Raw genomic sequence first — 15331 nt, 5'->3', positions numbered from 1 at the left:
ACTTGCGCAATAGAAACGCGGCGCGGGGGCCACACCCGGGGCGCCCCGCCTTGACCGAGGCCCCTTGGGCTACCATCCTCGGGTTTCCTTGTTGTGGCTCCTTCCTTGTCGAGCGTCTTCCCATGGCCCCGTCTTTTGCGAACAAGCTCGACGCGCTGAGCGCGTGGCGCACCAGCCTTGAGTCGCGGCTGCGCGAACTGTCACGTTTTCTGTTCGACCACGACCTGCTCGACCAGCCGGCGTCCGAACTGCTGGACGGTCTGACCCAGCGTCTGGCCGGCGAAAAGCTGGTGGTGGCGTTCGTGGCCGAGTTCTCGCGCGGCAAGTCCGAGCTGATCAACGCGATCTTTTTCGCCGACACCGGCCGCCGCATCCTGCCCGCCACCCCGGGGCGCACGACGATGTGCCCGGTGGAGCTGAGCTACGACGAGGACGAAACACCGTCCCTGCGGTTGCTCGACATCGACACCCGGCTGCACAACCAGTCGCTGGGCGAATTGCGCGGGCACGCGCAGGCCTGGAAACAGGTGACGCTCAACGTCAAGCGCCCCGACCTGCTGGCCGAGGAGCTGCTGCAGGTGATGCAGACCAAAAAGGTGCCGGTCGAGCAGGCCCGTGCGCTCGGCTTCTGGGACGACGCCCGCCCACAGGACAACCCGCCGCGCGACGCGGACGGCCTGGTCGATGTGCCAGCCTGGCGCCACGCCATCATCAACTACCCCCACCCGCTGCTGAAGCGGGGCCTGGTGGTGCTCGACACGCCGGGGCTGAACGCGATCGGCGCGGAACCCGAGCTGACCGTCAGCCTGCTGCCGTCGGCCCACGCGACGGTGTTCATCCTCGCGGCCGACACCGGCGTCACCAAGTCCGATCTGGCGATCTGGCGCGATCACCTGTGCGGCCAGGCGCTGGCGCGCTATGTGGCGCTGAACAAGATCGACACGCTCAGCGACGCGCTCAGCCCGCACGCCGAAACTGAAATCCACATCGCACGCCAGCGCGCGCAAACCGCCCAGACGCTGGAGATCCCTGAAACCCGCGTGTTCCCGATCTCGGCCAAGCTGGCGCTGACCGGGCGCGTCGCGGGCGACGCCGACGACCTGCGCGCCAGCCGCATCCTGGCGCTCGAAGACGCGTTGGGCCACCAGTTGCTGCCGCAGCGGCGCGAGGTGTTGATGCAGGCGGCGCTCGACGGCGCCGGCCAGATCGAGAGCCAGGTCGGACGACGTTTGTCGGACCGCCGCCGCCAGATGTCCGAGCAGTTGCTCGAGCTGCGCGGCCTGCGCGGCAAAAACAGCAACATGGTCGGCGTGATGCTCAAGCGGGTGGGCAACGAAAGCGCCGAGTTCGAGCAGTGCATCGGCCGTGTGCAGGCGATGCGCTCGGTGCACACCCGCATGCTGAAAGAAGCGCTGCTGACGATCAGCAGCGACGTGGTGCGAGAGTCGACCGAGGTGCTGCAGGACAAGCTGCGCAGCGCCATCCTCAACCTCGGCGCCAAGCGCGCCTTCGCCGACATGTGCGCCGCCTTGCGCCGGCGGCTCAACGACGCGCAGGCCAAGGGTGGCGAGATCCACGACATGCTGAGCGCGTCGTTCGACAAACTCAACACCGAGTTCGGCTTCGGCCTGGCCGCACCCAAGCCGCCCGACCTCGCGCGCTTCGTGCGCGACCTCGACCTGATCGAGCGCAACTACATGCAGTACCTGGGCCTGACGCATGCGTTGCGGCTGTCCCAGAACCGCTTCATGGAGCAGTTCCGCCGCATGCTGGTGTCCAAGCTGCGGGTGGTGTTCGAAGGCGCCAGCGGCGAGCTCGAACTGTGGAACAAGACTGCGTCGGCGCAGATCGACTCGCAGCTGCGCGACCGGCGCCGCAATTTCAAGCGCCGCCGCGAGTCGCTGGAACGTGTGCAGACGGCCAGCAACGAGCTGGAACTGCGCATCCAGGAAGTCGAGGCCCAGGAAGAACGGCTGCGCGAACTGCAAAGCCGGCTGGCGCAGTTGCTACACAGCATCGAGGCGGTCGCCAAGGGCCCGCTGCCGGTCTCCGAGCTGCCCGCCGACATCGCCGCCGATCGCCCCCTCGCGGGCGCCACCGGCGGGCGTTGAGCGTCGCCTCCACGGTGCGCCGCCCCCGCGGCGGCCCCCTCCATGCCGATGCCCCTTCCTGATACCGATTCATCCGTGCTTGAGTTCGAGACGACACGCGCCGAGTTCGCGACCCGGCTGGTAGCCTGGCAGCGGCAGCACGGCCGGCACCGCCTGCCCTGGCAACAGACCCGCGACCCCTATCGGGTCTGGCTGTCCGAAATCATGCTGCAGCAGACGCAGGTGAGCACGGTGCTCGGCTACTACGACCGCTTCCTGCAGCGCTTCCCGGATGTGGTGGCGCTGGCCAACGCCTCGCTCGACGACGTGCTGGCCGCCTGGAGCGGCCTCGGCTACTACAGCCGCGCGCGCAACCTGCACCGCTGCGCGCAGGTGGTGCGCGACCAGCACGGCGGCCGCTTTCCGCAGCGTGCGGTGGAACTGGTCGAACTCCCCGGCATCGGCCGCTCGACGGCCGCGGCCATCGCCGCCTTCTGTTTCGACGAGCGCGCCGCCATCCTCGACGGCAACGTCAAGCGGGTGCTGACCCGGGTGCTGGCCTACGGCGCCGACCTGGCGGTGCCGCGACACGAGCGCGAACTGTGGTCGATGGCCGAACAGCTGCTGCCCGACGGCGACGACATGGGCCCCTACACACAGGGCCTGATGGACCTCGGCGCAACGGTCTGCCTGGCCCGCTCCCCCAGCTGTTTGCTGTGCCCGGCACACGCGCTGTGCCAGGCTCGCGCGCAGGGGCAGCCGGAGGTCTATCCGGTGAAGACGCGCAAGCTCAAGCGCAGCCGTCGTGAAAACTGGTGGCTGTGGCTGCAACACGAAGACAGCGTCTGGCTGACGCAGCGGCCGGCCACCGGCGTCTGGGCGGGGCTGTACAGCCTGCCCGAGTACCCGAGCCTGGCGGCCTTGCACGAGGCGACCGCCGCGCTGGAAGGGGCAGCCACACCACGGCCCACCATCGAGCACACGCTGACGCACTTCGATTGGGTGCTGCACCCGGTGCAGATCCGGGTGGCGCAGCGGCCGGGCTGGGAGGGCGGGCAATGGGTGCCGTATGCGCGCCTGCCCGACCTGGGACTGCCGGCACCGCTGCGCAAGCTGCTGGCCGCAGGGTGTTAGAGGCAGGCCCTGCCCGCCCGAACTTCCCGGGGGCACCCGCCCACTCAGGTGTCGAGGATGCGCTTTTGCCGCAGGAACTGGTCGACCAGTTGCAGCCGCACCAGCGGGTCCTGCAGCTCCATCAACTTCTGCCGCGCCGCCAGCGGGATCGGCAGGATCTCGCACCAGCGGTTGGCGATCCAGCCCGCGTCTTCGAAGCGGTAGGGCTCGAGAAAAGGCACCGGGCCCTTTTGTTTCATGGTCTGGATCACACGCGCCAGCGCCGCGGCCGTGCCGACCAGCTCCTCGGCCGGCAGCAGCGCCGCATCGCCGTCGATCGGCTCGACCTGGGCCGTCCAGAGCCCGTCGGCGTTCTGCTGCACCTCGTGCGAGATGAACCGCTGGGTGCCGCGGCAGCGCGCGTGCAGGATGCCCGGCTGCGCGCTGTCGACCTCGATCAGCTCGGCCATGCAGCCCACCGATTCGAACTCGACCGCCTCGCCGCCCTGCTTGACCTCGTGCCCGCGCTTGAGCAAGACCACGCCGAACGGGCGCTGTTCACGCAGGCAGGCGCTCAGCATGTCGAGATACCGGGCCTCGAACACCTTCAGTCCGAGCAGGCCGTCGGGGAACAGCACCGACTGCAGCGGAAACAAGGGCAGCGAGAAGGTGGTGGTGGGGTCAGTCATGCAGCGGCGTCGCGTGCATCGAGTTCACGATGGCGTATCAGGGTGGTGCCGCGGGCCTGGAAGCGCTGGGCGAGTTGTTCGACACAGTAGACCGAACGATGCTGCCCCCCGGTGCAACCGATGGCAACCGTCAGGTAGTTGCGCTGATCCTGTTCGAAGGCCGGCAGCCAGCGGCGGATGAAGGCCTCGATCTGCGCCACCATCTCGGGCACCTCGGGCTGGGCTTCGAGGTAGCCGATCACGTCGGTGTCGCGGCCGGTTTGCGGGCGCAGCTCGCGTACGTAATAGGGATTGGGCAGCACCCGCACGTCGAACACATAGTCCGCGTCGAGGGGCACCCCATGCTTGAACGCGAACGATTCGAACACCAGGGTCAGCTTGGCGGCCGGTGCCTGCACCAGGTTCTTGATCCAGCTGCGCAGCTGCGCGGCGCGCAACTCGCTGGTGTCGACCACGCTCGAGGTGATGCGCAGATCGGACAGCAGCTCGCGCTCCAGCTCGATCGCCTCGATCAGCGCGCGGTGCGCGTCGCCCTCGGCCATCTCGGCGTCCGACAGCGGGTGGCGACGGCGCGTTTCGGAAAAGCGTCGCACCAGCGTGTCGGTGGAGGCATCGAGGAACACCGCACGCACCGTGACGCCCGCCTCCCGCAGCTTTTCCATCGCCGGCAGCAAATGCGGCAGCGAGCGGGCGCTGCGCACATCGGCCGCGATGGCCAGGCGAGCCGTCGAGCGGGAATGCTGCAGCGCCACGAAACTCTCGATCAGCTCGGGCGGCAGGTTGTCGACGCAGAAATAGCCGGCGTCTTCCAGCGCATGCAGCGCGACCGACTTGCCTGAGCCCGAGATGCCGGTGATCAGTACGACTTCACGCCAGGAAGCTCCGGGTGCGGCGCTCATGAGCGCTTCCTCCCACGACCCACCGGCGCCCCGGCCGCTGCCGGTGGCGGGGCAACCGCCGCGGCCGCGGTGGCCACGTCGATCAGTTCTTGTGCGTGCGCGAAGCTGGTGCCTGACAGCTGCTGGCCGCCGAGCATGCGGGCCACTTCGGCCACGCGCTGCTCGCCGGTGACGGGCACCACGCCGCTGGTGGTCACGCCGCCGCTGGTGGCCTTGCTGACCAGCAGATGCTGGTCGGCGCACGCCGCCACCTGGGGCAAATGGGTCACGGCCAGCACCTGACGGTCGCGGCCCAGCTGTTTCATCAAGCGGCCCACGGTCTCGGCGACCGCGCCGCCGACACCGGTGTCGATCTCGTCGAAGATCAGCGTGCCGGCCTCGCCGAGCCGGCTGGTGGTGACCGCAATCGCCAGCGAAATGCGCGACAACTCGCCACCGGACGCCACCTTGCCGAGCGGCCGCGGTGTACTGCCCTCATGGCCGGCCACCAGGAACTCGACCGCTTCGCGCCCGAACGACTGCGGCGCCGGCAAGGGCGCCAGCCCCACCTCGAAGCGGCCGCCCGCCATGCCCAGCGACTGCATCGCCTGGGTCACCGCGGTCGACAGTCGCGGCGCTGCGCCACGCCGCGCCGCCGAGACGACCCGCGCCGCCTCGTCGTACTGTTTGCGGGCCGCGGCTTCAGCGCGTTCCAGGCCGTCGAGGTCGCTGGCGGCGTCGAGCCGGCCCAATTCGTCGCGCCAGCCCTCGAGCACCGCCGGCAGCTCTTCCGGCAGTCGCCGGTAGCGCCGCGACAAGCCGATCCAGGCCGCCAGCCGCTCGTCCAGCTCTTGCAATCGCTGCGGGTCGAGCTCGGCATGGCGCAAATAGCCGTGCAGGCTGTGCGAGGCGTCTTGCAGCTGCGCCTGGGCGCTTTGCAGGACCTCGACCACGCCATGCAGCGTGGTGTCGTACTCGGACACCGTCTGCAGCTTCTCGACCGCCCGGCCGGTCAGTTCGTCGGCGCTGCCCTCGGCTTCGCTGACGGCCTCGAGCGCGCCCTGCACGGCGTCGAGCAGGGCCTGGGCATGGCTCAAGCGCTTGTGCTCGGCGTTCAACTCGTCCCACTCGTCGGCGCCGGGGGCCAGCTTGTCGACCTCGCCGATCTGCCAGCTCAGCCGTTCGCGCTCACGCTCCAGGTCGGCCTGGCCGGTGCGCGCGTCGTCGAGCCGCTGCTGGGCGTCGCGCCAGGCCTGCCAGGCGGCCGCCAGCGGCTTGAGGTCGATGCCGGCATAGGCATCGAGCAGCGCGCGCACCGCGTCGCTGCGCGTCAGGCTCTGCCACGCGTGCTGGCCGTGGATGTCGACCAGGTGCTCGCCGGCCGCCTTGAGCTGGGCGATGGTGGCCGGGCTGCCGTTGATCCACGCGCGGCTCTTGCCCTGCACGTCGATGGTCCGGCGCAACAGCAGCTCGTCGCCGGCGTCGAAGCCGGCTTCCTCGAGCCAGGCAGCCAGGCTGGCCGGCGGGTCGAAGGCGGCGGTGATGTCCGCGCGCTGCGCGCCTTCGCGCACGACACCGGCGTCCCCCCGGCTGCCCAGCGCCAGCTGCAAGGCGTCGATCAGGATGGACTTGCCGGCGCCGGTTTCGCCGGTCAGCACCGAAAAGCCGGCGCCGAGTTCGACGTCGAGCTCGGTCACGATGACGAAATCACGCAAGGCGATACGCCGCAGCATGTCAGCCCCCCACCCCTTCGTTCCAGTGCAATTTTTTGCGCAAGGTCGCGTAATAACTCCAACCGCGCGGGTGCAGGAAGCGCACTTGATAGGCCGACCGGCCGACGCGGATGCGGTCGCCATGCCACAGGCTGGCCAGGCTCTGCATATCGAAATTGGCACTCGCGTCGCGTCCGGCGACGATCTCGATCGTCACCTGGCCGGCGTCGGGCAGCACGATGGGCCGGTTCGACAGCGTGTGCGGTGCGATCGGCACCAGCACCCAGCCCTTGATACCCGGGTGCAGGATGGGCCCGCCGGCCGACAAGGCGTAGGCGGTCGAGCCCGTGGGCGACGCGAGGATCAGACCATCAGCCCGGAAGTTGGCGACGAACTGGTCGCCCACGTCGATGCGCAACTCGACCATGCTGGCGGTCGCGCCGCGGCTGACCACAACGTCGTTCATCGCGATGCTGTCGAAGATGACTTCGCCGTCGCGCACCACCTGGCCTTCCAGCATGGTGCGGTGCTCTTCTTCGTAGTCGCCTTGCAGCATCGGCCCGAGCGCCTCGCACACCTGGTGCACCGGGACATCGGTGATGAAGCCGAGCCGCCCCTGGTTGATGCCGATCAGCGGGACGCCGTAACGGGCGAGTTCACGTGCGATGTGCAGCATGGTGCCGTCGCCGCCGACCACCACCGCGAGGTCACAGGCTTTGCCGATACCGGCGACGTCGAGCGTCGGGTAGAGCGTCATGCCGGTGTTCTGCGCAGTGTCGCGGTCCAGCGTCACTTCGGCACCCTGGCGCGAGATGTAGTGCGCGATCTCTTCCAGCACGGGTTCGATGCCGTGAGCCTGGTACTTGCCGATCAGGGCGACGTGACGGAAGCGCGACTGCATGGCGGGATTACACCACAGCAGTTCTTATTTCCCGTGTCTGGCGGCCCGAGGTCCACCGCCTGTGGCAAGGGGTCGCGGGCCTGCCGCTGCGGTGGCGCCGTGAGGAATGCACCTAGTCTGCCTGGAGCCCACCCGCCTACAATCGTTCGCATGCTGGACGATCGATCGAGGATGCTGCTGAAGACGCTGGTCGAACGCTATATCGCGGACGGCCAGCCGGTGGGTTCCCGCACGTTGTCCAAGGCCTCGGGCCTGGAACTTTCGCCCGCGACGATCCGCAACGTGATGGCCGACCTCGAAGAGCTGGGCCTGATCGCCAGCCCTCACACCTCGGCCGGCCGTGTGCCCACCCCCAGGGGTTACCGCCTGTTCGTCGACACGATGCTGACGGCCCGCTCGCGCGAACTGCACGCCGGCGCCCCGCTGGAGGTCGCCGAGCCGCTGCAGCCCGACCAGCCCAAGCGGGTGATCGCCAACGCGGCGCAGCTGCTGTCCAATCTGTCGCAATTCGTCGGCGTGGTGACCTCGCCACGCCAGCCGTCGGTGTTCCGCCACATCGAGTTCTTGCGCCTGTCCGACCGGCGTGTGTTGGTGATTTTGGTGTCGCCCGACGGTGACGTGCAGAACCGGGTGATCTTCACCGAGCACGACTACACCCAGTCGCAGCTGATCGAAGCCACCAACTTCCTCAACACCCACTACGCCGGGCTGACGCTGGAAGAGGTGCGCCAGCGCCTGAAGACCGAGGTCGACGACCTGCGTGCCGAGATCGCCGCGCTGATGCAGGCGGCGGTGCAGGCCGGCTCCGATGCGATGGCCGAGAACACCGAACAGGTGGTGGTGTCCGGCGAGCGCAACCTGTTGCAGGTGCAGGATTTCTCCAACGACCTCAGCTCGCTGCGCAAGCTGTTCGACCTGTTCGAGCAGAAGACGCAGCTGATGCGCTTGCTCGAGGTGTCCAGCCGCGCCGAAGGCGTGCGCATCTACATCGGCGGCGAGAGCCAGTTCGTGCCGTTCGAGGAGCTGTCGGTGGTGTCGGCGCCGTACGAGGTCAACGGCGAGGTGGTCGGCACGCTGGGCGTGATCGGGCCGACGCGCATGGCCTACGACCGGATGATCCAGATCGTCGACATCACGGCCCGGCTTGTCTCCAACGCGCTCAGCCAGAAGTAGCAGTAGGACCGCCTACAATCACGCGTTTGCTGCAAGGCGGCCGCTCATCCATGGGCCGGCGCGGTCTGCAGGCGAAGGGCCGTTAGCTCAGTCGGTTAGAGCAGAGGACTCATAATCCTTTGGTCGCAGGTTCGAGCCCTGCACGGCCTACCAAGTCTTCATGCGGGTTGGCGGTCGGCGCACCAAAGTGCCGCGTTCCTCGACAACTCCAGTCGTCGATGACTTCTTGCTGGCCAAGCACCGGCCCGTGATGAGAACACAAGGCCGCAACCGGTGAGCGCCGGTCCGCCCGGCCATCTCGCGATCCCACCCTCCCCTGCTTTCTCGTCCGCGGCGCCTCGCCGGAACCGGTCAGCACATCCCCGTCGGCTGCGACCGCGTCACCACGCACCTCCAGGAAGCACCGACCCGTGTCACCCACGCGACACCCTCCTCCCAACATGCCGACCAAGCTGGGCCCAGACCTGTCGCATCCCTGTTCGCGCCTGGGCCCTGCCCAGGGTCGCGGCGTGCGGCTTCCCCCGGATGCCTGGTCCGGCGGAGGCCGCGGGGATGCCCACAAGCCAGGCAGACCCGGTAGGAGACATGCACATGAAAGCCGAAGACGAAGGCTGGCCGCGGCTTACGACCCACACCAGCAGAAGACTCAGCACCACGGCCATGAGCCGCCGCTCGGCCGCCCGAAGGGGATCGCACCGAAATGCGCAGCGCCGCGGTTACCCCATCAGCGCGACCTGCACCCTCACCGTCCTGATGGTGGCCGCCTGCGGAGGCGGCGGGAGCGACGTGGGCCCGGCCACAGCGCCGGTGGCACCCCAACAATCGTCCACCGCACCCCACGCCGACCAGCCGCAAATCCGGCTCGACACTTCGGCCGACGCCGGCTCACCCGAGCGGGCCGAGAGGCAGGCCGCCACCCCGGCCGTCAGCTATACCCTGATGCACAACGGCACGCTCCGCCGCTATGACGTGGTGCAGCCCGCCACCTGCGTGCGCGACTGCCCGGTGGTGATCGGCCTGCACGGCTACACCTCCAACGGCCAGGACGAACGCGCGGTCTCGGGACTGGATCGTGTCGGGCAAGACCAGGGCGTCGTCACCGTCTACCCCGACGGCCTCTACAACGCCTGGAACGCCGGCGCGGGCCGGTTTGGCAGCTGCTGCGGCCGGGCCCTCGACGAGGCGGTCGATGACGTCGGCTTCATCCGCGCGCTGATCGCGCGGCTGCAGGTCGACCACCCCGTCGTCGACCCGCGCCGCATCTACGCCAGCGGCATTTCCAATGGCTGCGCGATGGCCCAACGGCTGGCGGCCGAAGCGAGCGACGCGATCGCGGCGGTGGGCTGCTCCTCGTTGTACCTGTTGACGGACACCGGCGCCCTGCCGCGCCCCATCAGCGTCACCGAAATCCATGGCCTGTCCGACCTGATCGTGCGCTACAGCGCCAGCCGCGACTGGGTCGGTGCGCAGGGCAACCTGGAGCGTTGGGCGCGCCTGAACGGCTGCACCGGCGCTCCCGTCCGGACCGAATTGACGCGCAGCAGCTTCAAAGACGAATACGCCAGCTGCGCCGGCGGGGCCAAGGTGGCGCTGTATTCGGTCCGTGGCGGACATCTGGTCTATCGCAACCGCGACCGACTCGACATCGCTCAGATCACCTGGGACAGCGTGAAGGAGCACCGCCTGCCGTAGCGCGGTCGACAGCCACGGCGGGCAGGGGCTCTGGCATCTGCCCGCTGGAAAGACACGCCGCTGTACCGGCGCTCAATGCCGCGCGGGCGGCGCACGGAAGGCGCGTCGGGGCGCGGAAGGGGGCGCCCCGCCCTGCGCCACTGCAGCGATGGGCCGCGCCGCCGGCGCATCGGCGCCGAGCGGGTCGGCCCGCCGCAGCAGCTCGCACAACAGCTCGAAATCCAGCGGCTTGGCAAGATGGTGGTGGCAGCCAGCCGCCGCCGATGCGGCCACGTCTTCCGGGCTCGACCACCCCGACAGCGCGATGAGCACCGGCCGCCCGGGCGCCCCCTCGGTGCGCAGCTGCCGCGCCAGGTCGAGACCGCTGAGCCCGGGCAAGGCCAGGTCGAGCACCACACAATCGGGGTCGAAGTCGGCCGCCACGCGCAACGCCGCTTCGGCGTCGCCCGCCGTCTCGACCTGATGGGCAAACAGCCCCAGCAGCGTCGCGAGCATCGCGGCGCCTTCTTCGCAATCGTCGACCACCAAGATACGCATCTTGCCTCCACACAACGGGGCTGCAGGCCGGCAGCACACGCTGTGTTGTGATTCTTCGCAGCCGAGCCCCGATGGCCTGTGCTGCTGTTCCCCCATCCTGCCTCTGCGGGCAGGCGTGCGCAAGGCCCTGTCGGCCGCGTGAGAACAAGCTGCGGCGCCGAGGTCGCCACCCGTCGTCGGCCGCCTTACACTGCGAACTACTTTGAAGCCATCGAAAATAACAGCCGCGCGCAGCGGGGGGGCCGTGCAAAGGCGACAGGAGCTTCGTCCATATACCGCGCCCCACCACGTTCCGTGCCCAACTCGCTCAGCGTGCCCGCTCGACCTTGCGGGACGACGGCGAGGGCGGCCCGGAGCCTCCCAGACGCCACATGAATCTTGCATCCCAGCGTGAACGCGAACCGTCGGAGCCGACCCGCAGTCCCATCGACTTCCCGGTTGTCGGCCTCGGCGCCTCCGCCGGCGGCCTGACGGCGCTGCGGCAATTCTTCGAACACATGCCCTCGGACGCGGGGATGGCCTTCGTCGTCATCTTGCACCTGTCGCCGGACCACGAGAGCCACCTCCAGGAGGTGCTGCGCCAGGTCACGCAGATGACCGTGGTGTGCGTCGAGGAGCCCCGCAGCATCGAGCGCAACCATGTGTACGTCATCCCGCCCAGCAAACAGCTGGCGATGAACGGCAGCTACCTGCGCGTCACCGACCTCCAACGGCCGCGCGGGCGCCAGATCTCGATCGACCTGTTCTTCCGCAGCCTGGCAGCCGCACACGGCGATCGCTCCTTTGGCGTCGTGCTGTCCGGCAGCGGCTCGGATGGCGCGGGCGGCGTGGCGCGCTTGAAGGAGCAAGGCGGCGTGACTCTCGCGCAGCAGCCCGAAGAGGCCGAGTTCGACGGCATGCCCCGCTCGGCGATCGCCACCGGCGCGGTGGATTGGGTGTTGCCGGTGGCCGAACTCCCCGCCAAGCTGCTCGACATCTGGCGCAATGCGCGCAACATCCGCCTGCCCGTCACCGAGCAGGACGAGATCCGGGTGCAACCCCCAGCCACGCTCGACGCACTGAAAGAGGCCGAAGCGGCACTGCGGGACGTGATGTTGATGGTGCGGTCACGCACCGGTCACGATTTCCGCCACTACAAGCGCGCGACCTTGCTGCGCCGCCTCGAGCGGCGGCTGCAGGTGAATGCCCTGCCAGACCTGCCCGCCTACCGCGGCTATCTGCAGAGCCAGCCGGACGAGGCGCGGGCGCTGCTCAAAGACCTGCTGATCGGCGTCACCAACTTCTTCCGCGACCGCGACGCCTTCGACTCGATCGAACGCGAGGTGCTGCCGGCGCTGTTCTCGGCGCGCACCCCGTCCTCGCCGATACGGGCGTGGGTGGCCGGATGCTCGACCGGCGAAGAAGCCTATTCGCTCGCGATGCTGATGTACGAGCAGGCTACGGCGATCGCCAACGCGCCCGACATCCAGCTGTTCGCCACCGACATCGACGAAAACGCCATCGCGGTGGCCCGCGCGGCCGCCTATTCCGACGCCATCGCCACCGATGTGTCGCCGACCCGGTTGCGGCAGTTCTTCCTCAAGGAAGGCAACCAGTACCGCATCCGCAAGGAGGTCCGCGAGAAGGTGTTGTTCGCGGTGCACAACATCTTGCGCGACCCGCCGTTCTCCAAGCTCGATTTCATCAGCTGCCGCAACCTGCTGATCTACCTGGACCGCGAGACGCATCCGCAGATCCTGGAGATGTTTCATTTCGCCCTGCGTCCCGGCGGTTTTTTGTTTCTCGGCAGTTCTGAATCGGCGGACGCAGCGCCGCAACTGTTCACGCCCGTGGACAAGAAGAACCGCATCTACCGTGCCCTCGCTGTCCCCCACACCTCGCACTACAGCAGCAGCCTGCCCCTCACCGCCTTCGAAGCCAAGCCGCTGACCAGCCACGGCGGCACGGCCGAAAAGCGCAAAGTCAGCTACGCCGAGGTGCACCAACGGCTCGCGGAACAGCACGCGCCGCCCAGCGTGTTGATCGACGCCGAGGGCAACATCGTGCACCTGTCCGAACAAGCCGGGCGTTTTCTGCGGCACACCGGCGGGGCGCCATCGCACCAGCTGCTGACGCTGGTGCGCCCCGAACTCCGACTCGAATTGCGCACGGCCCTGTACCAGGCACTGCAATCGGGCAAGAGCGTCGAAGCCCGACGCGTCAAGATCGACCAAGACGACAAGCACCGCTACGTCAACATGACGGTGCGGCCGGTGCACGAGCCCGACTTCGCCGTGCAGCTGGTGCTGGTGTTGTTCGCCGAGGTCGAAGACACGATGGGGACCGAGCCGCGGCCCGAAGGAGACGGCCGCGACCCGCTGGTGGTACAGCTCGAAGAGGAGCTGAAGCACACCAAGCAGCAGCTGCAGAACACCATCGAGCAATCGGAGACCTCCACCGAAGAGTTGAAGGCGTCGAACGAGGAGTTGCAGGCCATCAACGAGGAGCTACGCTCCACCACCGAGGAACTCGAAACCAGCAAGGAAGAGCTGCAGTCGATCAACGAAGAGCTGACGACGGTCAACCTCGAGCTCAAGACCAAGGTCGAGGAAACCAGCAAGATCAACGACGACCTGCAGAACCTGATCAGCTCCACCGACATCGCCACCGTCTTCATCGACCGGGCCATGCTGATCAAGCGCTTCACGCCGCGGGCCTCCGAGATCTTCAGCCTGATCCCGGCCGACGTCGGCCGCTCGCTGCTCGACATCCGCCACCGCTTGCGCTACGAAACCCTGGCCGACGATGCCGCCGAAGCCTTCCAGTCGTTGCGGCTGATCGAGCGTGAAGTGTCGAGCGACGAGGGCAAGTGGTACCTGGCCCGCGTCCTGCCCTACCGGACGATAGAAGATCGCATCGACGGTGCGGTGCTGACCTTCATCGACATCACCACACGCCGCCTCGCCGAAGAGCGCATCCGTTTGCTCACCGAGAGCACCAAGGACTACGCCATCATCACGCTCGACCTCGAAGGCAAGGTCATGACCTGGAATGCCGGCGCGGAGCGCATCTTCGGCTACACCGATACCCAGGTCCTCGGGCGCAAGGCGGGCTTTCTCTACATCCCCGAGGAGCGCCAGGAAGAAATGCTCCACGACGAGATGCAGCGCGCCCGGGACGACGGCCGCGCCGAGGACGACCGCTGGCATTTGCGCCGCGACGGTACCCGCGTCTTCTGCAGCGGCATCACCAGCCCGCTGTACACCGACGGCATCCTGCGGGGCTACGGCAAGATCGCGCGCGACACGACCGGCACCAAGCGCCAGGAGAGCCGGCACGCCACGCAGCTGCGCAACGAGAGCGAGGGCCGCGCCCGCGCCCAGGCCGAGAGCGAGTCGAAGGACGAGTTCCTGGCCATCATGTCGCACGAGCTGAAGAACCCGCTGAACCTGATCCAGATGAATGCCGAGCTGCTGACGCGGCTGCCGGAGGCCCGGGCCGTGCCCAGCGTGGTGCAGGCCGCCGAGACCATCCATCGCACCGTGCTGAGCCAGGCGCAGATCATCGACGACCTGCTCGACCTGTCGCGTTTGAACACCGGCAAGCTCACCCTTCGGCTGAGCCGGGTCGATTGCGTCGCCATCGTGCGGCGTATCGGCAAGGCGGTGGAAGCCGATGCCGCACGCAAGAAGCTCGACCTGCGACTCGAGTTGCCCGACGAGCCGGTGGTGCTGCATGCCGACCCGGTGCGGGTCGAGCAAGTGGTCTGGAATCTGGCCAGCAATGCCATCAAGTTCACGCCGCGCGGCGGCACGGTCACACTGCGCCTCGAGACCGAAGAAGGTCAGGCCAAGCTGGAGGTGACCGACACCGGCAAGGGCATCGAGGCCGAGTTCCTGCCCAAGGTGTTCGACATGTTCCAGCAGGCTGAATCGCGCAGCATACGGCGCGAAGGCGGGCTGGGCATCGGCCTCGCCCTGGTCAAGCACCTGGTCGGCCTGCATGGCGGCAGCGTCGCCGCTCACTCTGAAGGCCCCGGTAAAGGCGCCCGATTTGTCGTGCACTTCCCACTGCACGACGACGACCGCGCCGTCACGGCCGCCACCGCCAGCGACGCGGCGCACCAGCTACACGGCTTGCAGGTGCTGCTGGTGGACGACGAACGCGCGGCCGCCCAGGCGCTGCGGCAGTTGCTGACACTGGAGGGGCTGAGGGTACACACGGCCGGCAGCGCGGCCGAAGCGCTCGACCTCTGCGAGCGCGAGCACTTCGACGCGATCGTCTCCGACATCGCGATGCCCGACATGGACGGCTACCAGCTGGTGCAGCGGCTGCGTGCGTCGGCGCGCTACGGCGGCAGCTGCATCATCGCGGTGAGTGGTTTCGGTCGCCCGGCCGACGTCAACCGCGCCTTGCGGGCCGGCTTCGACGCCCATCTCGGCAAGCCGGTCACCGTCAACGTGCTGCTGACCAAGCTGCGACACCTGCTGACCGGCGGCCGCACCGACGACTGACGGCCCCCTGCCGCCGGGTGGGCGGCCCGCTGTCAGCCCATCTGTCAGCCCAT

The 15331-nt window shown here is 68.3% G+C and carries 10 protein-coding genes and 1 tRNA gene; 6 read left to right on the top strand and 5 right to left on the bottom strand.

All coding sequences use genetic code 11. The features are described from left to right. Positions 1–122: 122 nt before the first annotated feature. The gene (locus tag AAW51_RS05130) at positions 123–2111 is read left to right on the top strand and encodes a dynamin family protein (protein ID WP_047193735.1); all 1989 of its coding nucleotides are present in this window, start codon (positions 123–125) and stop codon (positions 2109–2111) included. Positions 2112–2159: 48 nt separating this feature from the next. Continuing rightward, positions 2160–3224 carry an A/G-specific adenine glycosylase gene (gene mutY / locus AAW51_RS05125; protein WP_047197441.1) on the top strand — a complete coding sequence of 355 codons (1065 nt, stop codon included), beginning with the start codon at positions 2160–2162 and terminating at the stop codon, positions 3222–3224. Positions 3225–3268: 44 nt separating this feature from the next. Here mutY and AAW51_RS05120 read toward each other — a convergent pair whose 3' ends face one another. From AAW51_RS05120 to AAW51_RS05105, 4 genes are read right to left on the bottom strand one after another with little or no spacing between them, the layout of a single operon-like run. Then, positions 3269–3892 (bottom strand): LON peptidase substrate-binding domain-containing protein, encoded by a 624-nt coding sequence (locus AAW51_RS05120; RefSeq protein WP_047193734.1) that lies wholly within the window; start codon positions 3890–3892, stop codon positions 3269–3271. Further along, positions 3889–4791 carry an RNase adapter RapZ gene (rapZ, locus tag AAW51_RS05115; RefSeq protein ID WP_047193733.1) on the bottom strand — a complete coding sequence of 301 codons (903 nt, stop codon included), beginning with the start codon at positions 4789–4791 and terminating at the stop codon, positions 3889–3891. The genes AAW51_RS05120 and rapZ overlap by 4 nt, the downstream gene beginning before the upstream one ends. Further along, on the bottom strand, positions 4788–6503 hold the full coding sequence (gene recN / locus AAW51_RS05110) for a DNA repair protein RecN (RefSeq protein ID WP_047193732.1): 1716 nt from the start codon (positions 6501–6503) through the stop codon (positions 4788–4790). The genes rapZ and recN overlap by 4 nt, the downstream gene beginning before the upstream one ends. Before the next feature lies 1 nt (position 6504). Continuing rightward, a complete protein-coding gene (locus AAW51_RS05105) occupies positions 6505–7383 on the bottom strand; it encodes an NAD kinase (protein ID WP_047193731.1) in 879 nt (292 codons plus the stop codon). Between the two features lie 150 nt (positions 7384–7533). Here AAW51_RS05105 and hrcA point away from each other — a divergent pair, with 150 nt between their 5' ends. The 3 genes from hrcA (at position 7534) to AAW51_RS27860 (ending at position 10248) form a co-directional block, all read left to right on the top strand. Beyond that, the gene (hrcA, locus tag AAW51_RS05100; protein WP_047193730.1) at positions 7534–8556 is read left to right on the top strand and encodes a heat-inducible transcriptional repressor HrcA; all 1023 of its coding nucleotides are present in this window, start codon (positions 7534–7536) and stop codon (positions 8554–8556) included. A gap of 76 nt (positions 8557–8632) precedes the next feature. After that, a tRNA-Ile gene (locus AAW51_RS05095) sits at positions 8633–8709 on the top strand. A 438-nt stretch (positions 8710–9147) separates the two neighbouring features. Next, on the top strand, positions 9148–10248 hold the full coding sequence (locus AAW51_RS27860) for a CE1 family esterase (RefSeq protein ID WP_053013356.1): 1101 nt from the start codon (positions 9148–9150) through the stop codon (positions 10246–10248). Positions 10249–10320: 72 nt separating this feature from the next. On the opposite strand, the gene AAW51_RS30395 is transcribed toward AAW51_RS27860, so the two are convergent. Beyond that, positions 10321–10785: a response regulator gene (locus AAW51_RS30395; RefSeq protein WP_053013355.1), complete on the bottom strand. Its 465-nt coding sequence runs from the start codon at positions 10783–10785 to the stop codon at positions 10321–10323. 371 nt (positions 10786–11156) lie between these two features. Between AAW51_RS30395 and AAW51_RS05080 the strand changes: the two genes are divergently transcribed. Beyond that, positions 11157–15278, top strand: a complete 4122-nt coding sequence (locus AAW51_RS05080; RefSeq protein WP_047193729.1) for a chemotaxis protein CheB — start codon at positions 11157–11159, stop codon at positions 15276–15278. Positions 15279–15331 lie beyond the last annotated feature (53 nt).

Origin of the sequence: Caldimonas brevitalea, from assembly GCF_001017435.1 — a bacterium.
Lineage (GTDB): Bacteria > Pseudomonadota > Gammaproteobacteria > Burkholderiales > Burkholderiaceae_C > Caldimonas > Caldimonas brevitalea.
The sequence above is the reverse complement of the archived record's forward strand: the minus strand, read 5'-3'. Positions and strand labels throughout refer to the sequence as shown.